Raw genomic sequence first — 22,893 nt, forward strand, 5'->3', positions numbered from 1 at the left:
CCGCGCCCGGGCCGCATCCGGGCCGCGCCCGGCGGCCCGGGACCCGGACGGCGGCGGTCAGCGCCGTCCGGACCCGGGGCGGACTACGGTCAGCGGCCGGCGGCGACCTCGGCGAGGTAGGCGTCGGCGCGGTCGGCGTCCAGCAGCCAGTGCTGGAAGTCCGACGGATCGGTGTAGCCCATGGCGAACCGGCGGGCGACCTCCGGCTCGGCCGCCGCCGTCGCCAGCACCCGCTGCACGTGCTCCGGCAGCGGGCCGAGCATCATGTTGGTGTAGGCCGTGACCCAGCGGGCGTGGTCCCAGTACGCGTCGAACGTGCGCTGCATCCACTCCTCGTCGAACGGCAGCGCGCCGCGCTCCAGGATCGACCGGAAGTACACGTCGGCGCAGCGCGCCGCGTTGTTCGACCCCTGCCCGGTCACCGGGTCGTTGGCCACGACCACGTCGGCCATGCCCAGCACCCGCGCCGTCGCCGACAGCCGCCCGATCGGGTGGCGCACCACCGGGGCGTACCCGCCGAACAGGGTGCTGCGGGCGTCGGTGGGCTCGGCGTCGACGCAGCGCTCGTACTCCCACGGGGCGTGCCGGCGCATGAGGTCGAGGGTGCGCTCCAGGTGCGCCTCGGGGGAGGGGCGGTCGGCCCACACGTCGAACGGGCCCCCGGGGACGGCCTCCCACAGCAGGATGCCGCACGGCCCCGACGTGGTGTAGCCGGGCATGAAGAACAGCTCGCCCACCCCGGGGAACGCGCTGATGCGCACGTGCGGCTCGGGGTAGTCCGGGCGCGGCGTCATCCCGTGCACGTAGATGCACGACAGCATGCGCTGCGGGCGGTCGTAGGGGGAGCGGGACGCGTCGCGGTCGAACAGCTCGACGAGGTCGCCCTTGCCCGCGGCGATGACCGTCAGGTCGTACAGCGCCGACAGGTCCTCCAGGTCGGAGGTCATCACGCCGTGGTAGACCGCGTTGCCGCCGCGCGCCTCGAACAGCTCCAGCCAGCCGGACATCTTGACCCGCTGGTCGACCGACTGGGCGTAGTCGTCCCACCGGCCGACGAAGCCGAACGCCTCCTCGCCGGGGCCTGCGGCGACGGTCAGGCGCTGCGCGACGATCCGGGGCGCGTGCTCCTCCCACAGGTTCAGGCCGCGCTCCCGCTCGATCTGGAGGCTCGGCGCGAACATGCACTGGGTGGACATGACCCGGCCGCCGCGGATCTCCTCGGGGGTGCGCGCCGACATCAGGGTGACGTCGTAGCCCTCCGCCAGCAGGCTCAACCCGAGTTGCAGGCCGGCCTGTCCCGCGCCGACGATCAGGATTCTGCGCATCGCTGCCTCGTTTCCGGTACCAAGGGGGGTCAGCGGGCGGCCGGGGCGGTGCGGCCGGCCCGCGTCATGGTGTGGGTCAGGGCGGTGGTGAGCGCGTGCACGACCGACGCCCGCCGCCGCGCGTCGCAGGTGATCAGCGGGATGGCGGGGTCCAGCCGCAGCGCGTCGCGCACCGCGGCGAGGTCGTGGCTCTGCTCGCCGTCGAAGAGGTTGACGACCACGACGAACGGGACGTCGGAGTCGTTCTCGAAGTAGTTCACGGCGGGGAACGACGCGTCCAGCCGGCGGGTGTCGACCAGCACCAGGGCGCCGCTCGCCCCCCGGCACAGGTCATCCCACATCGGCCAGAACCGGGCCTGGCCCGGCGTGCCGAACAGGTACAGCACCAGGTCGTCCGCGAGCGTGATGCGGCCGAAGTCCATCGCCACGGTGGTGGTCGACTTGTCCGTGCCGGTGGCCAGCGGGTCGACCGACTTGGCCGCCTGCGTCATCCACGCCTCGGTGTTGACCGGAGGGATCTCCGACACCGCGCCGACGAGGGTGGTCTTGCCGACCCCGAACCCGCCGGCCACGACGATCTTGGCCGAGGTCGCGTGCGGCAGCGGGTCAGGCGAGCTGATGTAGCCCATCGATGATTCTCTCCAGCAGGCGGGGGTCGTAGGGGGAGGCGTGGGACTCCGGGCTGATGACGACCCTGTCGCGTGCGGCCATGTCGCCGAGCAGCACGCGCGTCACCCCCAGCGAGATCCCGCAGTGCGCGGACAGCTCCGCCACCGACTGCACGGCGGCGTGCGCGCGCTCGTAGAGCGACCGCGCCTCAGGGGGGAGCCGGCTCGCGTAGCCGGGGTCGAACCGCGGCACCGTCACCAGGGTGTGGACGAACAGCCGGTGGCGCGCCCGGGTCCGCCCCCCGGTCACGAAGTACGGCCGCACCCACGGGTTGCCGCTCATACGCGCCCCCTCACTTCCGCCCGCGCCCCGCTCACGAGCCCGCCCTGCCCATGGACAGGCCGCGCAGGTCGTCGCGCATCTGCGGGGTCAGCACGTGGCCCACCCCCTCCACGAGCCGGGTCATGGAGTGCGCCACCACCCCGAGGTTGGCGCCCTCGCGGACCAGGACGGCGAGCCCGGCGAGATCGCCGATGCCCATGAAGAGGAAGTGCCCGGCGGGGAACTTCAGCATGATCTGCTCGCACCGGTCCTCGCCGACGTGTCCGGCGATGTTGCGGCCGAGGCTGATCAGGCCGCTGATCATCGCGGACAGCGGGTCGGCGACGTCGGTCGGCATGTCGCCCGAGACGATCAGCGGCAGGCCGTCGGAGGAGACGATCAGGGCGTGGACCACGCCGGGCGTCGACGTCGCGAAGCGGTTCACCAGGTAGTCGAACTCGCGCGGGTCGCGGGGCTGGTCCGCGGGGGCGGTCGGCATCAGGACACCTCGTTGTCGGAACGGTCGTGCGCGGGCGGGCCGGTGCCCGCCGCGCCGGTGAAGGCGTCGAGGTCGTCGGCGAAGGACCCGCCGGGGGCGGAGTCGGCCGCGAGCAGGCGGCGCCGGCCCGAAGGCGGGGCGCCGCGGAGGCTCGTCGGGTCGCGGCGGGGCAGGCTGCCCGCCGGAGGGCGCGGCGGCGGGGGCGGTTCGGGGGGCGGCGCCGCGTCGGCGCCGATGGGGCCGGGCCCCACCCGGAGGTGGGGCGGCAGCTCCGGGGGCTCCGGCGTACGGGCGGCGGGCGCGCCCTCCGCCCGCCCGCCGGAGCGCGGGCCCGAGCCTGCGCTCGCGCCGCCGAGCGGGCCCAGGACCGGGGCGCCGCCCGGGGACTCGCAGACGAGCTGCGGCGGCAGCGACACGATCGCGGTGGTGCCGCCCGACACGCCCGGACGCGCCGACGCGCGGTCGGCCAGCCGGACCCGGACGCCGTGCCGGCGGGCCAGGCGGCGCACCACGGCCAGCCCGGTACGGCCCGAACCGCGGTCGGCGGGCAGCGGGGCCGCGCCGGCCAGTGCGGCGTTGAGGGCGTCGAGCTCGGCGGGCGCCACGCCCATGCCGGAGTCGGTGACGCGGAAGACCACGCCGCCGTCCTCCATGGGGTGGGCGCTGACGGTCACGGGGTCGGGGGAGTAGCGCGTGGCGTTGTCCAGCAGCGGGGCGAGGATCGCGGCGGTGTCGTCGGCGGCGAACGCGGGCACCGCGAGGTCGGCCACGGCGCCGATCTCCACCCGGGTGTAGGACTCGATGGACGACGCCGCCATGCGCACCACGTCGACCAGGGTGGTGGTGTGCCCGGCCAGCTCCTCGCCGTCGCGGCCGGCCAGCACCCGCAGTTCGCGGGCCGCGCGGCGCGTCAGGGCCACGGCGTGGTCGACCTCGTAGAGGCGGCGCAGCCGACCGGGGTCCTGCTCGTCGGCCTCCAGCACGTCCAGGGCCGCCCGCTGCTTCTCCGCCAGGGCGAGGAACTGCATCGCGAACCGGTCGCACACCACCGCGAGGGCGTCGTCGGCCGCCGCCGGGGCGGGGGAGGCGGGCGCGGCGGGCGCGGGGCCGGGCGGCGGGGGCGGAGGCGTCCCCGGGGCCGGGGTGTCGAGGGCGGCGAGCCAGCGGCGTGCGCGTCTCAGCATCACGACGGCCTTCCGGGTCGCACGGACGGCGGACGGAGGCGACCACCACGACGCCGCATCGGTACGACCTTCCTGAACGGGCGCCGTCCACCGCGCGGAACGCGCGGGGCACCGCGCGCGGTGCGGCGGACGGGCGCGGGGGTTCGGACGGTCGGTGAAGGACCCATCACCGGACCGGACGATCATCACATTGGCACATCGCCGCGCGCCGACCAACCGGCCACGTCCGTTGTGTTACCGACAGTGATTCAATGCGACTAAATCGACTCGACATCCCTTTCATGATTGTTTGTCGCATTCAAGGGGGCCGGAGATCGGGGAAGCGGGGCCGGGACCGGGCCGCCGTCAGCGACCGGTGATGCCCTGCTCCTCGGCCCAGGCGTCGAGGCGCCGCACCGCCGCGTGGTCGGGGGTGCCGGGGGCCGCGCTCAGCAGCGACAGCACCGGGCCGTCCGCCTCGATCGCGGTCAGCGCGTGCCAGTCCAGCTCGAAGCGGCCGACCACCGGGTGGTCGAGGCGGAACGTGCGGAAGCCCGTCGCCGCGACGATGTGCTGCCCCCACCAGGTCGCGAAGTCGGCGTCGCGCACGGACAGCTCGCCCACCAGCTCCTCCAGCCGCGCCCGGCCGCGCCCGGCGGTGGCGCCCGCGCTCATCCGCAGGTGCGCCACCGCGTCGCGCGCGTGCCGCTCCCAGTCGCACAGCAGCGACCGCGTGTGCGGGTCGAGGAACACCATGCGCACGTAGTTGCGGTGGCGCGCGTCCCGCGCCCCGAGATCGGCGAACAGCGCCGAACCCAACCGGTTCCAGGAGAGGATGTCGAGGTGGCGGCCCAGCACCAGGCCGGGGGTGTCGGCCAGGTTCGCGAGCAGCCGCTCGGTGCGCGGACACACCCGGTCGCCGTCGGCCCCCGAGAAGCGGTGCTCCTCGGGGTGGGCCAGCCGCAGCAGGTGGCGCTGCTGGTCGGCGTCGAGCCGCAGCGCGCGGCCCACGGCGTGCAGCACCCCGGGCGAGGCGGTCCGCAACCGGCCCTGCTCCAACCGCGTGTAGTAGTCGGTGCTGATCCCGGCGAGGTGGGCGACCTCCTCCCGGCGCAGCCCCGGGACCCGGCGGGGGAACCCGGTCTCGGGCAGGCCGGCCTCGGCGGCGGTGACCAGGGCTCGGCGGGCGGAGAGGAAATCGGCCAAGGGTCCGCGCGATCCGCTGCCGCTGACATCCATATCGGTGGATTATGGCAGCTCCCCGAGCCTTTCACCTGGGAAAACCGTTCCCTGGAACAGATCATCCCTGGTGCGGCGCCCACCCCTCCGCCAGGGTGGTCCGCGGGGGGACACGGCCGCCGTCACGGCGCACGGGGGGAACCCGAGCGGGGGGAGAGTTCGCTCGGGACCGCGCGACGGCGGCGCGGCCGCGGCCCCGCTCCGCGTTCGACGCGGGGCGGGGCCGCCGTACGCCGTCCGCGCCGTGCGCGGTGCGGCGCGCACGCGCGCGCCGCGACGGCGGGCCTCCCGCGCGTCGGCGCGGCACCGCGCCGGCGCCCGCATCCGCCGAACGCCCGGGGCCGCGGCCGCCGGGCGCACGACCACTGGAGGCGCAGACCAATGCTGCTGTGCGCGAACCCGCCCGTTCCCGGCGACCGGACGGGGGTGTGAGGTGGCCATCGCCCGCGCCGGCGGTGCCACCGCCTACGTCCTCGGCCCCGAGAGCCTGCTGCCGGCCCGGCGGCGGCCGCGGCCCTTCCTGCTCTCCCGCGACCAGGCGGAACTCGTCCTCGACCTGCTGGACAAGGTCGACGCGCTCGTCCGGCTGAGCGGCCAGGAGCCGGAGGACGAGGCCGAGGACCTGTCGGAGCGGCTGCGCCGCCACCTGTCCACCCGGCCGGGCGGCCCGCCGGCCCCCGGCGCGGCCCGGGCGTGACCGGCCCGGGTAGCGGAGGAACCCACGTGTACTTCACCTACTTCCAACCACCCCGGCCAGGGGCGCGCGCGTTCGAGCCGTGCTGCCGGGAGTTCCCCGACGAGGCCCGCACCTGGGACGGCCGCGAGGCCCGCGCGGCGGGGCTCGCCTGCGCCCGCTGCGGTACGGACCTGCGCTGCGGCGCCGACGAGCGGGGCACGGACCGGCTGGCCTTCGCGGTGCCCGCGCCCGAGGGCGGCCTCCGCTTCGAGTGCGGCGGCTGCCACCCGGAGTTCACCGACCCGGCCACCGCCCCATGGCCCCCGTCCGCCGTCCCACCCCCGGTAGACGGCCCGGACACCCGGAGCGAGGCCTTCGACAGCGCGCCCACCGGGCGGCGCGAAGCCCCCGCCGGCGAGTCCGCCGTCCAGCGAGATGCCTACACCAGCGGGTCTGCCGTCCGGATCGATGCCCTCACCGGCGGGCCCGCCTCCGCTGCCCGGCGCGAGAGCCCCGCCGACCGGCTCGCCCCTGCGGCCCTCCCGGCGGACGCGCCCGCGATCAGACGCGGCGCGCCCCCCGACCGGCTCACCCAGGAGCCGTCCCCGGCGGACGACCCCCACCCCCCACCGGCCACCCGCGCCGCCGACCAGGGTCGGGGAGCCGAACCCCCGGAGCCCGGTCTCGGCCGGGATTCGGGCGAGCAAGCAATGAGACTGGAGTACGCCCGAAACCCGGGCGCCCCCGAGAGGGCGGACGGCCGGTCCCCGGAGGCCCCGGATGCCCCGGGCGCCTCTCCACATCCGGCCCCGGACGCCCCGGCCACGTTCGGCGGTCCGGCCCCGGCCGCGTCGAACGAGGGAAACGGCCGTGTCCCGGGTGCCCTTGACGCCTTCGGCGGTCTGGTCGCGGACGTCTCGGGGGAGGGCGGCGGCGCGTGCCCGCCCCCCTCGTGGGGTGCGGACGGGGCGGCGCCCGAAGCGGCGCCGGACCACGGCGGCGGCGCACCGGCCGCACGTGGAGTATCGGGGGTGTCCGGCACCCCCGGCGTATCGCCCGCGCGGTCGGACCGGACGGGCCCGGCCGAGCACGGCGACGAGGGACCGGCGTCCACCGCCGCGCCCGTCGGCCCCCGCGAACCGGCACCGCCCTCCGGTGCCGCGCCGGTTCCCGCGCCTCCCCCCGATGCGGCGGCGCGCTACCTGGCGGCACTCTGTGCGCTGCTGCCGTCCCCCTCGACCGGGAACCCGTCGACCGCACCGCTCGAAGCAGTGCCGCCGAGACCCACCCGCCTCCCCTGACGCGTCCCGTCGGCCCCGCTCGGCGGGGAGCCCGCCACCCGGCGGTGACCGCGCCCCGGGCCCGCCCTCCGCGCGGATCCGGGGCGCCCCTCCCGCCTTGGACGATCCCGCCGCCATCCGGCTTCGCGAGCCTTCTCCGACCTCGGCGACATCGATGTCGACGCCCGGCCGCGAAGGAGGGACGCGGTCATCCACAGAAGCCCGCTCTCCATGGCCCGATCGCGCCCCTGTGGACGGTCCGCGCCTCGCCTGCTCCGGCGGGAGGCCACGGGGCGTGGCCGGGTGTTTCATCCCGTTTCGGGGCATCGTTCCTGGTTAGCGCGGCCCGGGAGGGGGCCCCGGCCGGTACGGGGTCCAGCGGACGGGAGAGGCGTCATGACCGAGCGCGAGGACCCGCCCCGCACGGGGCGGCCGGACGACCGCACGGACGACCAAGCGGACGACGCGGCGGCGCGTCCACCGGAACGGCGGCTCGCCTCGTCGCGGGAGGATCCCGACGTGCTGCTCGACGTGCCCGAACTCAAGGTCGACGAGATCACGCTGGACGTGCGCGACCTGCGCGCACGGGTGTCGCTCCAGGCCGAGGTGCTCGACCTGCTCCGCCTCAACGTCGGTGCCGACGTCGCCCTGGGCGGCGTCTCCCTCACCATCAAGGGGGTCGAGGCACAGGCGCTGCTCAAGGTCCGGCTCGACAACGTCGCGTCGATCATCGAACGCGTCCTCGACACCGTCGACGCGAACCCCGGGATCGTGTCGGACATCGCGCGCGGCGTGGCCCCGGCCGTGTCCGCGCTCGGTGACACCGCCGCACAGACCGTCGACGCGGCGGGCCGTACCGTCGACGCGGCGGGCCGCACCGTGGGTGACGCCGCCGGCGCGGTGGGCGCCGCGGTCGACGTTCCCGGAGCGGTCGGGGGCGCGACGGACGGCCTCGGCCGGGCGGCGGACGCCGCCGGCCGCGGGGTCCGGGACGCCGGCGGGGCGGTCGCCCCTGCGGGGGCGTCGCCGGCCACCGCCCCCGCTGCCCCTGCGGGGGCGGCCGCAGCGGCACCGGGGGTAGCGCCTGCCGGCCCGGCCGCAGTTGCACGACCGGGGACGGCATCCGCCGACCCGGCCGCAGCTGCGCCGGGCGCCGCCCCCGCCGACACCACGGCGGCCGCGCCCGCCCGGAGGCAGGCGGGGGCCGATCCCGGGCGCCCGCCGAGGACGGCTCCGCACGACCGGGCGGCCACCGCTCCGGGGCACCCCGGCGCCGACGCCCCCGGACACCCCCGTGGCAACGCCCCCGGACACCCCGGCGCCGACGCCCCCGGGCACCCGGAGGCGGACTCCCCCGGTTCCGCCATCGCCGCGGCGGCGCCCTGCCCGCCCGATGCGGCCGCGCACGCGCGGGAGCCGGAGGATGCCGGGCACGGGACGCCACCCCGGAGACCGCCGGACGCGGCGGACGATGACGACGGCTCCGACAGCCCGCAACTCGACCGCGACGCCGACCTGGAGACGGGGCGCAACGGCGGCGGGCAGCCGGGCGGCGGCACGCGCCGCCGCCCGCGCGGGGCCGCGGCCGCCGGACGGGTGCTGCGCGGGGTCCGCGCGGGGGCCCGCCAGCTCGGCCGCGAGGCGGGCGGCGCGATGGCGCGCGCGGTGCGCGCCGCCCGCGAGGAGGGATGACGCGATGGCGGCCCCCGACCGGCCGCGCCGCGCCGACGTGGAGTTCACCGCTGAGGTGCGGGCGGACGAACTGACCTTCCACGACCGCCCGGAGGTGCGGGTGCGCTTCCCCGGCTCGGGCGACCGGGAGTCGGCGTCCGGCTCCGACCGGCACAACGTGCCCGACCGGGTCGAGCCCGCGACGACCTACCGCGACATCCGGGTCCGCTACCGCCTCGCCACCCGCGCCGTCCCGCCGGACGAGACCGCCCCGTCGGACGCCGATCCGCCGGGCACCGCCACGCCGGACGCCCCGGATGCCGTCCCGCCGGACACCGATCCGCCGGGCGCCGTCCCGCCCGCCGCAACCGGCCCCTCGCACGCCGACCCGTCACCGTCCGCACGCCCCGGCGCCGCAGAGGGTCCGCGCTCCGCAGGCGCGTCCGGCGGGCCCGACCGGCCGGGGCCGTCCGGCCCGTCCGCGTGACACGGCGGAGAGGGCCGCGCGCCTCGCATGGTGGCCTTTTCAGTGGCGGGGGCGGTGCGGCTCCTCCAGAGAGGGACCGGCCGCCGTACGCGCGGGGCGGGTGGTCGCGGGCGGTTGCGGGGCGGACCACCGGGCGCGTATCCGATCGCCACCGGGGGCGCCCCATCCGGTCGGTCCGGCGCGCGCCCTGTTCGGCGCGGTGATCCGGGCGAGCGGGAAGTGCGCCCCCGGCGCCGCAGCGCCGCGCCTCGGACGCGGCCGGTGCCGCGCCTGTGCCCCGATGCGGTGCGGAAGGCCGTGATCGCGGCGCGACCGGTGCCCACGCGCGTGCCGTGGTCGCCTCCGGCGTCCCGCAGGCGGTCCGGGGGAAGGCGTTCCCGCCTCGGCGCGCCCCCTGCCTCCGCGACCACCGCCTCCGTCGTCACCGCGCCCGCTGCGGCGTGGAGCGTGGTGATCGGCGCCTTCACCGGAGTTCCAGTGCGCGCCCCGGCCCGCCCGGCGCTGCCCCTGTTCTCCGCCGCTGCACCGTCCCCGCTCTCCGCTGCCGCCGTCCGCATCGGTGTGGGCGCCGCGCGGAGCGCCGTGGTCGGGACGGGTGGCCGCGCGTGCCGTGGACGAGCGCCGCTCTCCCGTCCCCGCTCTCCGCTGCCACCGATCCACCTCGATGGGGGCGTCGCGCGGAGCGCCGGGATCGGCGGCCGCACCGCCCTCCCGGCGGTGTCCCCTGGGCCGATCCCCGGCTCCCCCGGGGGCGGCCCGGAGGGGAGCGGGTCCGGCCCCGGTGCGGACACGTGCGGGTTACGAACGGGCAACGCGAGAAGACCGGGACGAATCTCGCCTTGACGTCCACCACGGGCAAAGATACAGATAGGAGGTGGTGGTATAGACCGGCCTATACCGCACCGGGCCCGCTGCGGCGGGCCCTCGTCCCGACAACGGCCATCGAGGTAGCCGCCATGCAAGCCATAGAAGGCGTACTGATCTGGATCGCCAACAACGTGTTCGGCCAGGTGGCCATCCTCATCGGCCTGATCACGCTGCTGGGCCTGGTCCTCCAGCGCAAGCCCGTGGACGAGATCGTCGCGGGGGCGCTGCGCGCCACCCTGGGCATCGTCATCCTGTTCGTCGGTGTCGACCTGTTCACCGGCGGGCTGGCGAGCTTCCAGCAGATCGTGTCGAGCGCGGTCGGCGTCGAGCCCCCCGCCGCCGAGAACTCCCTGGACGACTTCCTCGGCACGCACGGCGGCACGGTGGCGCTCATCATCACCGTCGGCTTCATCCTGCACATCCTCCTGGTGCGGCTGTTCCCCGCCGCCCGCTACGTGTACCTGACCGGGCACCTGATGTTCTGGGTCAGCGTCGTCATCACCGCCTGCCTGGTGCAGGTGTTCGGCGACCTGCCGCAGCTCACCCTGGTCCTCGCCGGCTCCGTGCTGATCGCCTGCTACTGGACGCTCCAGCCGCTGTGGATGCGCCCGTTCATGAAGCGCGTGACCGGCAGGGACGACTTCGGCTTCGGCCACACCACCTCCACCCTCGGCCTGATGACGGTCCTCGTCGCGCGCCCGTTCGGCGACCCCGAGAAGCACAGCACCGAGAAGCTGAAGCTGCCCCGGCAGCTCTCGTTCTTCAAGGACGTCAACGTCAGCACCGCGCTGGTCATCGGCGTCATCCTGCTGGTGTCCATGGCTTTCGCCGACCGGCAGGTGCTGGACGAGATCGTCGCCCAGTACAACGCCGCCGAGGGGTCGAACGTCGGCGTCTGGTCGTGGGGCGTCCTGTCGTCGCTCCAGTTCGCGGCGGGCATCGCGATCCTGCTCTACGGCGTCCGCATGTTCCTCGCCGAGATCGTCCCCGCGTTCAAGGGCATCAGCGACAAGGTGGTGCCCGGCACCCGGCCCGCGCTGGACATCCCGACGGTGTTCCCGTTCGCGCCGACCGCGGTCATGCTCGGCTTCGTCGCGAGCACCCTCACCTTCCTGGTCCTGCTCGGCGTCTTCGCCGCCGCCGGCTGGTTCACCCTCGTCCCGCCGATGATCATGCTGTTCTTCGGCGGCGGCGCGGGCGGCGTCTTCGGCAACGCGGTCGCGGGCTGGCGCGGCGCCGTCATCGGCGGCGTGCTCAACGGCGTGCTGCTCGCGGTGGGCCAGGCCGTCACCTGGGGCATGCTCGGGGCGACGGCGCCGGAGCTGGCCACCCTGGCCGACCCCGACTGGTACTTCATCACCTGGCTGCTGCTGGCCGTGGGCAACCTCGTGCCGAGCGTGTGGGCGTCGCCCGCCCTGGTCGCCGTCGCCACCGTCGCCGTCCTCGCCTGGCTGTCCGTCCGCGAGCGCCGCGCCGAGCGGCGCGCGGCGGCCGCTGAGCAGACCGAGGGGCCGGCCGAGGGAACGGCCGACCGGCAGTCCGACTCGAAGTAGACATCTCACCAAGGAGCGACCCCATGAGCAGCGACCGGCCCCTGCACGTCCTCACCGTCTGCGGTGTGGGCATGGGCTCCAGCCTGATCCTGAAGATGACCGCCGAGGACGCCTTCCGGGAACTGGGCGTGGCGGCCCGGGTGGAGAACACCGACATCTCCTCCGCCCGCGGCATGACGCCCGACATCGTCATCGGCCAGGGCATGCACACCAGCGAACTGGGCGACCTCGCCCCGGTGGTGCTCGCCGTCGACAACTTCCTGGACAAGGAGCCCATCGTCGCCGCCCTCCGCGAGCGGCTGCCCGAGCACGGCTGGCTGTAGCCGCGCCGTCCCGCCGGCCCGGGGCCGCCGCACGCCCGCCGGGCGGCGGCGGGGGCGCCCCGGGCCGGCGGCCCCGCACCCCGCCCCCTCCCACCCCCACCGTCGTCCAACGAAAGCGAGCACTGGTGGCATCGGCATCCGAGTTCGGCGCGGAGATGCGCCGCCGCCTGGAGCAGGTCGAGGAGCACAACGCGGCGGCGCTCGACGCGGCGGCCGACCTCCTCCTCGACCGCCTGGTCCGGCGTACGGGCCTCCTCCTGACAGCGGGCGCGGGGCACTCGCTGATCGGCGTCAACGAGGCGTTCTACCGCGCGGGCGGGCTGGCGCCCGTGCGCCCCCTCTACCTGCCCGAGCTGTACCCCCTGCACGGCGCGGCGGCGAGCACCGCCGCCGAGCGCACCGGCGGCCTGGCGGCGCGGGTGCTGGAGTCCGCCGAACCCGGACCCGACGACGTGCTGGCGGTCTTCTCCACCTCCGGGGTCAACCCGTACCCGGTGGAGCTGGCGATCGGTGCGCGCGAGCGCGGCCTGCCCGTCCTGGCGTTCACCTCCCGCGCGTGCAACGAGGCGGCCCCGAAGCGGGCGGGGAGCACGCTGGGCGACGAGGCCGACCTGGTGCTCGACACCCTGGTGCGGCCGGGCGACGTCGCCTACCCGGACGACCGGCCCGTCACCGCGCCGATGTCCACGCTGGCCAACGCCTTCCTGTGGAACCTGCTGCTGGCGCGGCTGCACGAGCGCGCGGCGGCGGAGGGCGCCGACCTCCCGTTGTGGCGGTCGTCCAACTTCGCCGGGGGCGACGAGGCCAACGCCGACCTGTTCCGCCGCTACGCCGACCGCGTCCCGGAACTGGGCTGACGGTCGGCCTCCGGGGCCGGACATCGGCCCCGGAGGCCGACCGCGACCACGCCGGGCGAGCGCCCGCCTCCGGCCGACGGCCGGGAACGGAACCGGGCCGGTCCCCACGGGCGGCCGGAAAGCCGGACGGTGGCGGTCGACCGGCACCGATGTGCCGGCCCCGGCCCACGGCCCCGGCCCACGGAACCGGTCGATCCGGACCGCTGCTCCGGTCGGATCGGAACCCACAGGGTCGGGCATCGACCGGGTACCCAGCGGGACCGTCCGCCGGGCACGCCCCGCACACCGGGGCACCGGCGCGCCGAACGGCGCGCGCACGAACGAGAGGACCCGAGGACACCATGGGAGAACCGACGACGGCGGACCTGCTGCCCGCCGAGGCGATCACACTGGGCGCCGAGGCCGCCGACTGGCGGGCCGCCGTCGCGGCGGCCGGGGAGCGCCTGGTGGCGACCGGTGCGGCCACGCCCGCCTACACCGACGAGATGGTCCACACCGTCGAGGAGCACGGGCCCTACATCGTGCTCGCGCCGGGGCTGGCGCTGGCGCACGCGCGCCCCTCGCCGTCGGTGCTGCGTACCGGCCTGTCCCTGGTGACCCTGGCCGCCCCGGTGGAGTTCGGCCACGCCGCCAACGACCCGGTGCGGCTGGTCATCGGCCTGGCCGCCGTGGACGCCGACCAGCACACCGGGGCGCTGGCGCGCCTGGCGCGCGTCCTGGCCGACGACGCCCGCCGGGCGGCCCTCACCGACGCCGCCTCGGCGGCCGAGGCCCGCGACCTCCTCACCGGCGCCGCCTGACCGGGGGCCGCCTGACCGGGACCGCGTCCGCGCCTCCGGTCGGCCGCGCGGCAGCGGTTCCCGGGTCGCGTTGTCCGCCGGACCGGCCGGACGCGCCTCCGGAGGGCCCTCGGCCCCCGTCGCGGCGGCCGCGCCGTGCGGACGCGCACCGGTGCGGCGGCGGGCGGCGTGCCGGTCGCGCCGGTCCGGGGGAGAATGCCCCCATGAGCCGAGGGGTGGACGGTGCGGTCGGTGCGGAGCGGACCGGCTTCCGGCTGGCCGCGTACGCGGTGTGTGTCGAGGAGGGGCGCGTGCTGCTCACCCTGCACGCGTCGGGGGCCTGGACGCTCCCGGGCGGGCGGGTCGAGCACGCGGAGGACCCCTTCGACGCGGTGGTCCGGGAGACCGCCGAGGAGACCGGCGCCGAGGCCGTGGTCGAACGCCTGCTGGGCGTGGACTCGCGGGTGATCCCGGCGGCCGACGCCCGTGCCGGGGTGGAGCACCACAACGTGGGCCTCTTCTACCGGGTCCGCGTCACCGGCGGCCCGCTCCGCCCCGAGCCGAACGGTGAGACGGTGGCGGTGGCCTGGACCCCGGTCGCCGAGGTCGCCGGCCTCCGCAGGTCCTCCCTGGTCGACGTCGGCCTGGCCCTGGCGCGGACCGCTCCGCCCACCGGCCACGTGGCCCCCGCTCCGGTCGGCGGCCTGGTCCAGCACTGAGGCGCCGACGCCGCACCCCCCCGCTGTCGGCCGTCCCCCGTTCCCGCCCGCGACGGCCCGCACCGCGCCTGCGCACACCCTCCAGCCCTCGTCCGCCGTGTCGCGGCCGGGACGGCGGCCGGCCCCGTCGACGGGCCGGAGTGGTGCGGAGCCCGCCGTCCACAGCCTGGGGACGGAGCGCCGGAATCCCCCAACGCGACGGTCCCGGCCCGGTGCGCCGGGCGGCCGCCCGGCACGCCCTCCTCGTTCCGCCCCGGCCGCCCCGGCCGTGCCGGGGAACGAAGGGCGGGGGCGGCCGGGGTGCGGGCGGAAGGTCCCGGCCCGCCGGTCCGCCGGGCGGCGGTGACGCCCGGCGGGGTCCCCCGTCCGCCGGGCGATGCGGGAGCCCGGTGTCGGTGCCGGTGGATTCGGTCGGGGGTCGGCGTGTCCGGCGCCGGACCGGAACGGGCGGGTGGCGGTGCGGTCGCCCTGCCGTCCACAGCCTGGGGGCGGCGCGGCCGCACCGGCCCCCGCATCGCGCGGCCCCGGCTCCGCCGCCCTCGGGACTGGCGGAGGCGGGCGCGGTCAGGCGTCGCGCGGGGCGAACGCGGTCAGGCGTCGCGCGGGGCGGCGCGCGCCGCCGCCGCGTCGGGGTACACCCGGAGGATGCGGTCGACCCCGACGATGCGCAGGATGCGCGCCGTGTTGTGCGGCACCGCCGCGAGGGCGGCGTCGCCGCCCGCCGACCGCGCGTGTTCGCGGGCGGCGATGAAGGCGGTGATGCCGCTGGAGTCGCAGAACGTGAGTTCGGCGAGGTCGAGCACCAGCAGCGCCCCCGGCGCCACCGCCAGGCCGCGCACCGCCGTGCGGAGCAGGTCGGCGCTGTCGTAGTCGAGGTCCCCGACGACCCGCACCACGGGCCCCGCGGGGGTCTCCTCGACGGCCACGGACAACCGGTTCACGTCCCGTCCCCTTCCGGCGCGGCGGGCACGCCCAGGCAGAGCAGCGCGGTGTCGTCGGTGAGCCCGCCGCCGAACCCGTCGATCAGCCGCACCAGCCCCGTCACGAGCCCGTCCGGTCCACCGTCCGCGTGCTCGGCGGCGAACGCGCGCAGCGCCTCCTCGCCGAACAGGTCGCGGTCGGCGCCGACGCGCGCCTCGGTGAGGCCGTCGGTGTAGAGCAGCAGGCTGTCGCCGGGGCCCAGCCGGGTGTGCGCGCCGGTGAACGGGGCGTCGGGCAGGATGCCCACGAGCATGCCGCCCGGGGTGTCGAGGAACTCCGCCCCGCCGTCGGCGCGCGTGACCACGGCCGGCGGGTGGCCGCCGCTGGCGACGCGCACGTCGAACCCGTCGCCGTCCGGCCGGAGGACCCCGAACACGGCGGTGCAGTAGCGCGGGTCGCCGCCCGTGTAGCGGTCGGTGAGGGCGGTGTTGAGCACCGCCAGCGCCGCGGCCGGGTCGGCGGCGTACGGGGCCGCCGTGCGCAGCGTGTACCGCGCCAGCGAGGTGAGGGACGCGGCCTGGGGGCCCTTGCCGGACACATCGCCCAGGAAGAACGCCCACCGGTCGCCGCCCACCGGGAACAGGTCGTAGAAGTCGCCGCCGAGCCGTTCGGGCGACGCCGTGCGGTAGTGGGTGGCGGCCGCCAGGCCGGGCACCTCCGGGAGGACGTCCGGCAGCAGGCTCTGCTGGAGCACGGTGAGCGCCGACTGCAGCCGGGCGCGGTCGTCCTCGGCCTGCCGCTGCGCCTCCTCGGCGGCGCGGCGGGCGCGCAGCAGCTCGTTCTCGTAGGCGCGGCGGTCGCGGGCGTCGGTCAGCGTGGTGCGGATGAGCAGCGGCTCGCCGCCCGCACCGGTCTTGACGACCGATGTGGCCAGCACCGGCATCCGGGCGCCGTCGGCCGCCAGCACCTCCAGGGCGATGCCGTTGACCTCGCCCCGCATCCGCAGCAGCGGGGCGAAGTGGGTCTCGTGGTACAGCCGGCCGCCGACGGTCAGCAGGTCGGTGAACCGCATCCGGCCGACCACCTCGTCGCGCTCGCGGCCCAGCCACCCCAGAAGCGTTCCGTTGACCTTGGCGATCGTGCCGTCCATCAGGGTCGACAGGTAGCCGCAGGGGGCGCTCTCGTAGAGGTCCTCCGCGCTGTCCTCCAGGAGCGCGGTGAACGCCGCGTCGTCGGACCCGCCGCCGGTGCCGCCGGCCGCGCCGCCGGTGTCGGCGGGCTCCGGGCCGCGGCTCACGCGGCTCATCACGTGCGCGCCCGTGCGAACGCGGCGATCGCCTCGGCGGTGGCCTCGGGCGCGCTGAGCTGGGGGCAGTGGCCGGTGGCGTCCAGGGTGACCAGCCGACTGCCGGGGATGGCCGCGTGCACGTAGGCGCCGACCTCGCGCGGCGCGATCACGTCCTGGGCGCACTCCACGATCAGCGTCGGCACCGCCACCGTCTTCAGGTCGTCGCGGCTGTCGGAGAGGAACGTGGTGCGGGCGAACACGGCCGCGATGTCGGGATCGGTCGCGCAGAACGCGTTCTCCAGCTCCCGCCCCAGCTCCGGGCGCTCGGGGTTGCCCATGATGACCGGCGCCATGGCGGCCGACCAGCCCAGGTAGTTGGAGTCGAGCGACTCCAGCAGCTCCTCGATGTCGGCGGCGCTGAACCCGCCCCGGTAGCCCGCACCGTCGATGTAGCGGGGGGACGGGGTGATCATCGCGAGCGCGCCGATGCGCTCGGGCGCGGCGGCCGCGGCGAGGACGCCGACCATCGCGCTCACCGAGTGGCCGACGAACACCGCGTCGGCCAGGTCGAGGGCCGCGCACACCTCGACGGCGTCGCGGGCGTAGCCGTCGAGCGCGCCGTAGCGTTCGGCGCTCCACGCCGACAGGTCGGACCGTCCCGACCCGACGTAGTCGAACCGGACCACCCGGAAGTCGGGTTCCAGGCGGGGCGCCACCAGGCGCCACAGGTTCTGGTCGCACCCGAAGCCGTGGGCGAGGACCACGGTCGGCCCGTCGGGCCGACCGGTCACCACCACGTTGTTGCGGGTCAGGACGTCCATGGGTCCCATCCTCCCACGTGCGGCCCCGGACGGGCGGACGCGCGTCGGCGGGGCGCCGGTCCGCGCCGGGGAAGCGGCGGGGCGGGGCCGCGCCGGGTCAGTCCGCGGTGGGGGCGGGCGGGTGGCGGGAGAACGCCTCCAGGCGTTCGGCGTCGGGCAGGGCGTCGAGCCGGGCGATGAACGCCTCGTCGTAGTCGACCGCCAGGGGGAAGTCGCCGATCGGCACCACGGAGTGGACCACCTGCTCGTCGTAGACGTGCACCAGGTTGAACGCCTGGCCGCCGTCGACCCCGGTCAGCCGGCCCGCGGGCCCGGCGGTGTCGAGGGTGTAGCAGGTGGCGGCGGCCACCGACACCGGTATCCCGGCGAAGGTGCTCGTGGTGGAGTAGTGCAGGTGCCCGCCGAGGATGGCCCGCACGTCGCTGCCGCGCAGGACGTCGGCCAGCTCGTGCTGCCGCTGGAGCTCCAGGATCGGCATGAGCGGCACGCTGGTGGGGATCGGCGGGTGGTGCAGGGCGAGGATGGTGCCCTCGGGCGCGGGGTCGGCCAGTTCGGCGGCGAGCCAGTCGAGCTGCTCTCGGCCCAGTTCGCCGTGGTGGTAGCCGGGCACGGTGGTGTCGAGGGCGATCAGCCGCAGCCCGCCGAACCGCAGGCTCGCCACGACCGGCTCGGTGCCGGGCGCCTGGTCGAGCAGTTCCGCGCGCAGCCGCGCCCGGTCGTCGTGGTTGCCCATCACCCACACGACCTCGGCGCCCAGGCGCCGCGCGGCCGGCTCGACCATGGCGCGGACGCGGCGGTAGGCGTCGGCCTCGCCCAGGTCGGCGATGTCGCCCGTGAGGACGACCGCCTCGGGGCGGATTCCGGACGCGCCGAGCCGGTCGAGGGCGCGCGCGAGGGTGGCGTCGGTGTCGACCACCCCGTTGAGCGGGCGGCGCCCGGCAAGGAAGTGGGTGTCGCTGATGTGGACGATGACGTGTGCCGCTTCGGAACGCTGGGGCATGCGGCACAGTCTTCCAAATCCGCCGTGCGCGGCCCGGCGGGGGGACCGCCTCCGAGGGGCCGCGCCGCCCGGTGGGGCCGGGCGCGGTCCGGTCAGTCCAGGACGGCGTACGCCTCCACTTCGACCAGCACGTCGGGCTCGAACAGGTGGTCGACGCCGATCAGCGATGCGGGCGGGAGCGGCCGGGGCAGCCCCAGTTCGTCGGCGACCCGTTCGACGCCCGCCAGGAAGGCGTCCATCTTGTCCGGGTTCCAGGCCGTGACGTAGAACCGCAGCCGCACCACGTCGGAGAAGTCCGCCCCGGCGCCGGCCAGCCCGCGCGCGGTGCCGCGCAGGGCCTGCGCGACCTGGCCCGCGAGGTCGCCGGGCGCGACCCTGTTCCCCTCGGCGTCGCGCGCGATCTGGCCGGCCACGTGCACGTGGCGGGTGCCGGTGCCGATCGCGACGTGCTGGTAGGGCACGGGTCCGAACATGCCTTCGGGGGTGAGTAGTTGCACGGTCATGGCGTCGTCCTCTCGGTTGCCCTCGGTAGGTATCCCATGTCTACTAGGTGCATGAAAGGAACTTCAACGGAACCAGGTATCGCCGAGGAGACCGCCCACGCCGCGGGGCCGGGCCCGATCACCGCGGAGCACCGCGAGCTGCTCGACCAGGTACTCGACAAGTGGTCGCTGCTGATCCTGGACCGGCTCTGCGAGCGGCCCCGGCGCTTCAACGAGCTGCGCCGCGCCATCCCGGTGGTCACGCAGAAGTCGCTCACGGCGGCGCTGCGCCGCCTGGAGCGCAACGGGATGGTCGAGCGCGTCGTCGTGAGCTCGCGGCCCGTCGCCGTCGAGTACCGCATCGCCCCGCTGGGGAAGACCCTCCAGGGCCTGATCGAGGCGCTCCTGCGGTGGAGCACCGACAACATGGCCGACGTCGAGCGCGCCCGCGCGCGGTTCGACGGCGAGCGCGACGGCGAGGTGTGACGGGCGGCCGTGCGGCCGGGGGCGGGACGCCGGCGGGGGCCGGCCTCGGATCGAGGCCTGCCCCGCCGGGTCGCGGTGCCGCGCGCGGCGGCGCGGTCAGACCGCCGACCACCCGTTGTCGACGGGGAGCACCACGCCGCTGACGTTGCGGGCGGCGTCGGACGCCAGGAACACGATGGCCGTGGCGAGCTCGTCGGGGTCGGCGATGCGGCCGATGTTCCCCGCGTACTTCCCCATGACGGCCGGGCCGCCCGGCGCGGGCGCGGCGTCGACGCTGATGGAGGTCGCGGTGCCGCCCGGGGCGACCGCGTTCACCCGGACGCCCTGCTCGCGGTACATGATCGCGGTGGACTTCACGAGCCCGGCGACGCCGTGCTTGGCGGCGGTGTAGGCGGCGCCGGCGGCGCTGCCGCGCAGGGACGCCTCCGACGCGGTGAACACGATGGAGCCGGCGCCCTTCTCCAGCATGTGCGGCAGTACCGCGCGGGTGAGCAGGAACGGGGCGGTGAGGTTGATCCGGATGACCCGCTCCCAGACGGCGTCGGTGACGTCGGCGGTCGCCGACAGGTCGTCCATGATGCCCGCGTTGTTGACCAGCACGTCGATGCCGCCGAAGCGCCCCACGGCGGTGGCGGTGACGGCGTCCACGACGTCCTGCCGGCTGAGGTCGCCGACCGCGGTCTCGGCGGTGCCGCCGGCGGCGCGGATCTCGGCGGCGGCGCTCTCGGCGGTGTCCCCGTTGAGGTCGGCGACGAGCACCCGCGCGCCCTCGGCGGCGAAGCGCAGCGCGGTCGCGCGGCCGATGCCCGCTCCGGCCCCGGTCACGATGACGCTCCGGCCGTCCAGTCCTGATCCGATCACGGCGGTCCTCCCGAGGTGCGCGGCGCCGAGGCGCCTTAATGTCACTGAGCGACTTTTTGTCTCTAAGTGACATTATCACCCGGTGAGGGGGTGGCCCGGAAGTAGAGTTGGACCGGCCCGGCCGCCCGGCGGCGGCCCGACCGGCGGAAGGAGCAGCGTGGCGGAGGCGGCGACCACCGAACCGGGACCCCCGGCGCACCGGGGCCGGCCCCCCATGTCGGAGCGCCGTCGGGCGCTCGTCCGGCTGGAGATCGCCCGCGCCGCCGTCGACCTCTTCACGGTCAAGGGCGTCGCCGCCACCACCGGCGACGACATCGCGCGCGCCGTCGGCGTCTCCACCCGCACCCTGTGGCGGTACTTCCCCGGCAAGGAGGCGTGCGTCCGCCCGCTGCTGACCACGGGCCTCGACCACATCGCCGCCCTGCTGCGGAGCTGCCCCGACGGCGTCCCGCTGCTGGACCACCTGGAGCGCGCGGGCCTGTTCGACCACGACGTCCCGCACGCCGTCGAACCCGTCGCGCACCTGATCCGGATGACCCGCACCGAACCCGGGCTGATGGCCGTCTGGCTGGAGGTGCACCACGCGGCCGAGGGCGTCTTCGCCGAGATCCTCGCCACCCGCACCGGGGCGCCGCCCGGCGACCTCGCGGTGCGCGTGCAGGCGGCCGCCCTCAACGTCGCCCTCCGGCTCGCCGCCGAGGAGCAGGCCCGCCTGGTGGCCGAGGGGGACCGGCCGCCGGCCGGCGGCCTGGGGGCGCTCATGCGCACCGCCCTCACGGCCGCCGCGCGGGGGCTGCCCGCGTTCGGCGGCGGCGCGGCCGGGGGCCCGCCCGGCCCCGGCGGCCCCCCGGCGGCCTGACGCCGCGGAAACGGCGCGGCCGCCATACTGGCCGCCGGCCGCCCGGCGAGGGGCGGCGGGGAACGGAGGAGCACGTGCACGACCACCACACGCGCCACCGGCACGGCACCGCGGCACGGGGGCGGCGGTCCGCGCTCCGCGCCCTGGCGGCGGCGGGCGCGCTCGCCGCCGCGGCCTCCTGCACGGCGCCCGGCGCCGGGCCGGACGGCGGGGCGGACGCCTCCCCGTCGCCGTCGCCGTCCGCGGCGCCGGAGCCCGTGGTCCGCGCGGACCTGGAGGAGGTCTTCGACGCCGCGGGCATCACCGGCACGTTCGCGCTGCTCGACACCGGCAGCGGCGAGCTGACCGTCGTCGAGCCCGAGATGGCCGCCGAGCGGGCGGCGCCCGCGTCCACGTTCAAGATCGCCAACAGCCTCATCGCCCTGGACGCCGGCGCGGTCGCCGACGTGGACGAGGTGGTGCCCTTCACCGGCGGCCCCCAGCCCAACCCGGAGTGGGAGCACGACATGAGCATGCGCGAGGCGCTGCCCATCTCGGCCTACCCGATCTTCCAGGAGCTGGCGCGGCGGGTCGGCCCGGAGGAGATGGCCGCCCGGGTCGAGCAGTTCGGCTACGGCAACGCCGACATCGGGGGACCGGACGACATCGACTCCTTCTGGCTGGAGGGGCCGCTGGCGATCTCCGCGGTGGAGCAGGTGCGGTTCGTGTCCGACGTCGTCACCGGCGGACTGCCCGTCGACCCGGCGCACGTCGACGCCGTCCGCCCGCTGCTGCGCGACGACGAACTCTCGGCCGAGGGCGGCCCCACCGTGTACGGCAAGACGGGGTGGTCGGACAAGGTCGACCCGGACGTCGGCTGGTTCGTCGGCTGGGTCGACGACGGCTCGGCCGCCCCGCACGCGTTCGCGCTGCGCATCGACATGGACGACGACGGGGACGTCGAGCAGCGCCGCCCCCTCACCGAGGAGCTGCTCACCCGCCTCGGCGTGCTCCCCCCGAGCGGTTCCTGAGGCGCCGCGCGCCGGTGCCCGGCGCGCCCCCGCCGGCCGGACGCCCGGCCCGGCGGGGCGCCGCGCGCCCCGCTCGGCGCGCCTCCGCCCGCTGCGGCGAGGTTTACCGTCCGGCCAGCGGGAATCACTACGGCCCAGGGACCGGTGGCGGCGCCACCGGGACCGCGTCGAACCTCACCTGAGGAGAACCGTGTCCATCCTGCAGCCGGGAATGAAGCGCATCCAGCTCTCCGTACCCGACGCGGCCGAGTTCGCCGGTGTACGCGACCTCGACGGCACCTTCACCGAGGTCGCCAACCCCAAGGAGGGGTACCGGTTCAAGCGCGACGGCATGTCGGTCGAGTTCACCTCGACCGGCCGGACGGTCCGGGACGGGGGCACCGACGTCGAGGTGTTCGTCGCCGCGGAGGTCCGGCACTCCGCCTCCCTGTGACCCGGGGCGGATGACGACGGGGTCGCGGTCGGCGGCCGCGGCCCCACTCACCCACTCAGGGAGGCGGAGAACCGGTGTCCGATGCAGTCCGATGGGAGGATCTCGATGACGACGTCCTGCTCGACCTCGTCCTGGACATGATGGACCGCCACCCCGAGGCGCCGCCGATCGCCCGCCTGCGCCAGGCGCTCACCGACGACGAGGACCTCGCCCCGCCGCAGCGCCGGCGGTGCCTGACCCCGCCCCCGCCCGGCGCGGTCCGCACCCTGCGGCTCACCCGCCCGCGCCCGCGCCGCGACGCGGTCGCGCCCCCGTCCCGCTGACCCGGTCGGCACGCCGGGGCCGCGTGTGCGACCGGCGGGGG

Annotated in this window: 25 protein-coding genes; 13 read left to right on the forward strand and 12 right to left on the reverse strand. The window is 76.4% G+C overall.

Translation table 11 applies throughout. The features are described from left to right. Positions 1–89: 89 nt before the first annotated feature. The 6 genes from NT8_RS17390 to NT8_RS17415 form a co-directional block, all read right to left on the reverse strand. Complete coding sequence (locus NT8_RS17390) at positions 90–1,325, reverse strand: styrene monooxygenase/indole monooxygenase family protein (protein WP_067970708.1); 1,236 nt, start codon at positions 1,323–1,325, stop codon at positions 90–92. Positions 1,326–1,354: 29 nt separating this feature from the next. After that, positions 1,355–1,954, reverse strand: a complete 600-nt coding sequence (locus NT8_RS17395) for a GTP-binding protein (RefSeq protein WP_067970710.1) — start codon at positions 1,952–1,954, stop codon at positions 1,355–1,357. Continuing rightward, a complete protein-coding gene (locus NT8_RS17400) occupies positions 1,932–2,276 on the reverse strand; it encodes a DUF742 domain-containing protein (RefSeq protein WP_067970712.1) in 345 nt (114 codons plus the stop codon). The genes NT8_RS17395 and NT8_RS17400 overlap by 23 nt, the downstream gene beginning before the upstream one ends. 31 nt (positions 2,277–2,307) lie before the next feature. Beyond that, entirely contained in the window at positions 2,308–2,754 is a 447-nt protein-coding gene (locus tag NT8_RS17405; RefSeq protein ID WP_067970715.1) for a roadblock/LC7 domain-containing protein, read from the reverse strand. Next, positions 2,754–3,938, reverse strand: a complete 1,185-nt coding sequence (locus NT8_RS29400) for a sensor histidine kinase (RefSeq protein WP_169805227.1) — start codon at positions 3,936–3,938, stop codon at positions 2,754–2,756. Before NT8_RS29400 ends, NT8_RS17405 begins: the two co-directional genes overlap by 1 nt. A 345-nt stretch (positions 3,939–4,283) precedes the next feature. Then, complete coding sequence (locus NT8_RS17415) at positions 4,284–5,123, reverse strand: helix-turn-helix domain-containing protein (protein WP_217999212.1); 840 nt, start codon at positions 5,121–5,123, stop codon at positions 4,284–4,286. 466 nt (positions 5,124–5,589) lie between these two features. Here NT8_RS17415 and NT8_RS17420 point away from each other — a divergent pair, with 466 nt between their 5' ends. The 8 genes from NT8_RS17420 to NT8_RS17460 all read left to right on the forward strand — a co-directional run bounded on the left by NT8_RS17420 (position 5,590) and on the right by NT8_RS17460 (position 14,368). Continuing rightward, positions 5,590–5,853 carry a hypothetical protein gene (locus NT8_RS17420; protein ID WP_067970721.1) on the forward strand — a complete coding sequence of 88 codons (264 nt, stop codon included), beginning with the start codon at positions 5,590–5,592 and terminating at the stop codon, positions 5,851–5,853. Positions 5,854–7,508: 1,655 nt separating this feature from the next. Continuing rightward, on the forward strand, positions 7,509–8,804 hold the full coding sequence (locus NT8_RS30290; protein ID WP_067970725.1) for a hypothetical protein: 1,296 nt from the start codon (positions 7,509–7,511) through the stop codon (positions 8,802–8,804). Between the two features lie 4 nt (positions 8,805–8,808). Continuing rightward, positions 8,809–9,270 carry a hypothetical protein gene (locus tag NT8_RS30905; protein WP_084469039.1) on the forward strand — a complete coding sequence of 154 codons (462 nt, stop codon included), beginning with the start codon at positions 8,809–8,811 and terminating at the stop codon, positions 9,268–9,270. A 956-nt stretch (positions 9,271–10,226) separates the two neighbouring features. Next, positions 10,227–11,690, forward strand: a complete 1,464-nt coding sequence (locus NT8_RS17440; protein WP_084469040.1) for a PTS ascorbate transporter subunit IIC — start codon at positions 10,227–10,229, stop codon at positions 11,688–11,690. A 23-nt stretch (positions 11,691–11,713) separates the two neighbouring features. Beyond that, positions 11,714–12,013, forward strand: a complete 300-nt coding sequence (locus NT8_RS17445) for a PTS sugar transporter subunit IIB (RefSeq protein ID WP_067970727.1) — start codon at positions 11,714–11,716, stop codon at positions 12,011–12,013. Positions 12,014–12,138: 125 nt separating this feature from the next. Further along, complete coding sequence (locus NT8_RS17450; RefSeq protein ID WP_067970729.1) at positions 12,139–12,870, forward strand: sugar isomerase domain-containing protein; 732 nt, start codon at positions 12,139–12,141, stop codon at positions 12,868–12,870. A gap of 341 nt (positions 12,871–13,211) precedes the next feature. Beyond that, positions 13,212–13,670 carry a PTS sugar transporter subunit IIA gene (locus NT8_RS17455; protein ID WP_067970731.1) on the forward strand — a complete coding sequence of 153 codons (459 nt, stop codon included), beginning with the start codon at positions 13,212–13,214 and terminating at the stop codon, positions 13,668–13,670. A gap of 203 nt (positions 13,671–13,873) precedes the next feature. Continuing rightward, positions 13,874–14,368, forward strand: coding sequence for an NUDIX hydrolase (locus NT8_RS17460; protein ID WP_067970733.1), 495 nt, complete (start codon positions 13,874–13,876; stop codon positions 14,366–14,368). A gap of 590 nt (positions 14,369–14,958) precedes the next feature. Here NT8_RS17460 and NT8_RS17465 read toward each other — a convergent pair. The 5 genes from NT8_RS17465 to NT8_RS17485 all read right to left on the reverse strand — a co-directional run bounded on the left by NT8_RS17465 (position 14,959) and on the right by NT8_RS17485 (position 18,901). Next, positions 14,959–15,309: an STAS domain-containing protein gene (locus NT8_RS17465; protein ID WP_067970734.1), complete on the reverse strand. Its 351-nt coding sequence runs from the start codon at positions 15,307–15,309 to the stop codon at positions 14,959–14,961. Further along, positions 15,306–16,586: a PP2C family protein-serine/threonine phosphatase gene (locus NT8_RS17470; protein WP_245646225.1), complete on the reverse strand. Its 1,281-nt coding sequence runs from the start codon at positions 16,584–16,586 to the stop codon at positions 15,306–15,308. Before NT8_RS17470 ends, NT8_RS17465 begins: the two co-directional genes overlap by 4 nt. Positions 16,587–16,594: 8 nt before the next feature. Further along, a complete protein-coding gene (locus NT8_RS17475) occupies positions 16,595–17,398 on the reverse strand; it encodes an alpha/beta fold hydrolase (protein ID WP_067970736.1) in 804 nt (267 codons plus the stop codon). A gap of 97 nt (positions 17,399–17,495) precedes the next feature. Further along, on the reverse strand, positions 17,496–18,398 hold the full coding sequence (locus NT8_RS17480) for a phosphodiesterase (protein ID WP_067970737.1): 903 nt from the start codon (positions 18,396–18,398) through the stop codon (positions 17,496–17,498). Positions 18,399–18,490: 92 nt separating this feature from the next. Next, positions 18,491–18,901 carry a RidA family protein gene (locus tag NT8_RS17485; protein ID WP_067970738.1) on the reverse strand — a complete coding sequence of 137 codons (411 nt, stop codon included), beginning with the start codon at positions 18,899–18,901 and terminating at the stop codon, positions 18,491–18,493. Between the two features lie 51 nt (positions 18,902–18,952). Here NT8_RS17485 and NT8_RS17490 point away from each other — a divergent pair, with 51 nt between their 5' ends. Then, complete coding sequence (locus NT8_RS17490) at positions 18,953–19,366, forward strand: winged helix-turn-helix transcriptional regulator (protein WP_067970739.1); 414 nt, start codon at positions 18,953–18,955, stop codon at positions 19,364–19,366. Positions 19,367–19,462: 96 nt separating this feature from the next. Here the strand turns inward: NT8_RS17490 and NT8_RS17495 are convergent, their stop codons facing one another. Further along, a complete protein-coding gene (locus NT8_RS17495) occupies positions 19,463–20,227 on the reverse strand; it encodes an SDR family NAD(P)-dependent oxidoreductase (RefSeq protein WP_174549590.1) in 765 nt (254 codons plus the stop codon). Positions 20,228–20,441: 214 nt separating this feature from the next. On the opposite strand from NT8_RS17495, the gene NT8_RS17500 reads away from it, so the two are divergent. The 4 genes from NT8_RS17500 to NT8_RS17515 all read left to right on the forward strand — a co-directional run bounded on the left by NT8_RS17500 (position 20,442) and on the right by NT8_RS17515 (position 22,852). Then, entirely contained in the window at positions 20,442–21,086 is a 645-nt protein-coding gene (locus NT8_RS17500) for a TetR/AcrR family transcriptional regulator (protein ID WP_067970747.1), read from the forward strand. Between the two features lie 74 nt (positions 21,087–21,160). Continuing rightward, a complete protein-coding gene (locus tag NT8_RS17505; protein ID WP_084469041.1) occupies positions 21,161–22,096 on the forward strand; it encodes a penicillin-binding transpeptidase domain-containing protein in 936 nt (311 codons plus the stop codon). Positions 22,097–22,286: 190 nt separating this feature from the next. Then, positions 22,287–22,529 (forward strand): hypothetical protein, encoded by a 243-nt coding sequence (locus NT8_RS17510; protein ID WP_067970741.1) that lies wholly within the window; start codon positions 22,287–22,289, stop codon positions 22,527–22,529. A 74-nt stretch (positions 22,530–22,603) separates the two neighbouring features. Then, complete coding sequence (locus tag NT8_RS17515) at positions 22,604–22,852, forward strand: hypothetical protein (protein ID WP_067970744.1); 249 nt, start codon at positions 22,604–22,606, stop codon at positions 22,850–22,852. The last annotated feature ends 41 nt before the right edge of the window (positions 22,853–22,893 follow it).

Origin of the sequence: Nocardiopsis trehalosi NBRC 14201 (assembly GCF_001552555.1) — a bacterium.
Taxonomy (GTDB): Bacteria; Actinomycetota; Actinomycetes; order Streptosporangiales; family Streptosporangiaceae; genus Nocardiopsis_B; species Nocardiopsis_B trehalosi.

Coding starts and splice junctions, on each gene's coding strand:
- NT8_RS17390 (WP_067970708.1), bottom strand. CDS start 1,325: ATGCGCAGAATCCTGATCGTCGGCGCGGGACAGGCCGGCCTGCAACTC.
- NT8_RS17395 (WP_067970710.1), bottom strand. CDS start 1,954: ATGGGCTACATCAGCTCGCCTGACCCGCTGCCGCACGCGACCTCGGCC.
- NT8_RS17400 (WP_067970712.1), bottom strand. CDS start 2,276: ATGAGCGGCAACCCGTGGGTGCGGCCGTACTTCGTGACCGGGGGGCGG.
- NT8_RS17405 (WP_067970715.1), bottom strand. CDS start 2,754: ATGCCGACCGCCCCCGCGGACCAGCCCCGCGACCCGCGCGAGTTCGAC.
- NT8_RS29400 (WP_169805227.1), bottom strand. CDS start 3,938: ATGCTGAGACGCGCACGCCGCTGGCTCGCCGCCCTCGACACCCCGGCC.
- NT8_RS30290 (WP_067970725.1), top strand. CDS start 7,509: ATGACCGAGCGCGAGGACCCGCCCCGCACGGGGCGGCCGGACGACCGC.
- NT8_RS30905 (WP_084469039.1), top strand. CDS start 8,809: ATGGCGGCCCCCGACCGGCCGCGCCGCGCCGACGTGGAGTTCACCGCT.
- NT8_RS17440 (WP_084469040.1), top strand. CDS start 10,227: ATGCAAGCCATAGAAGGCGTACTGATCTGGATCGCCAACAACGTGTTC.
- NT8_RS17445 (WP_067970727.1), top strand. CDS start 11,714: ATGAGCAGCGACCGGCCCCTGCACGTCCTCACCGTCTGCGGTGTGGGC.
- NT8_RS17455 (WP_067970731.1), top strand. CDS start 13,212: ATGGGAGAACCGACGACGGCGGACCTGCTGCCCGCCGAGGCGATCACA.
- NT8_RS17460 (WP_067970733.1), top strand. CDS start 13,874: ATGAGCCGAGGGGTGGACGGTGCGGTCGGTGCGGAGCGGACCGGCTTC.
- NT8_RS17475 (WP_067970736.1), bottom strand. CDS start 17,398: ATGGACGTCCTGACCCGCAACAACGTGGTGGTGACCGGTCGGCCCGAC.
- NT8_RS17480 (WP_067970737.1), bottom strand. CDS start 18,398: ATGCCCCAGCGTTCCGAAGCGGCACACGTCATCGTCCACATCAGCGAC.
- NT8_RS17485 (WP_067970738.1), bottom strand. CDS start 18,901: ATGACCGTGCAACTACTCACCCCCGAAGGCATGTTCGGACCCGTGCCC.
- NT8_RS17490 (WP_067970739.1), top strand. CDS start 18,953: ATGAAAGGAACTTCAACGGAACCAGGTATCGCCGAGGAGACCGCCCAC.
- NT8_RS17500 (WP_067970747.1), top strand. CDS start 20,442: ATGTCGGAGCGCCGTCGGGCGCTCGTCCGGCTGGAGATCGCCCGCGCC.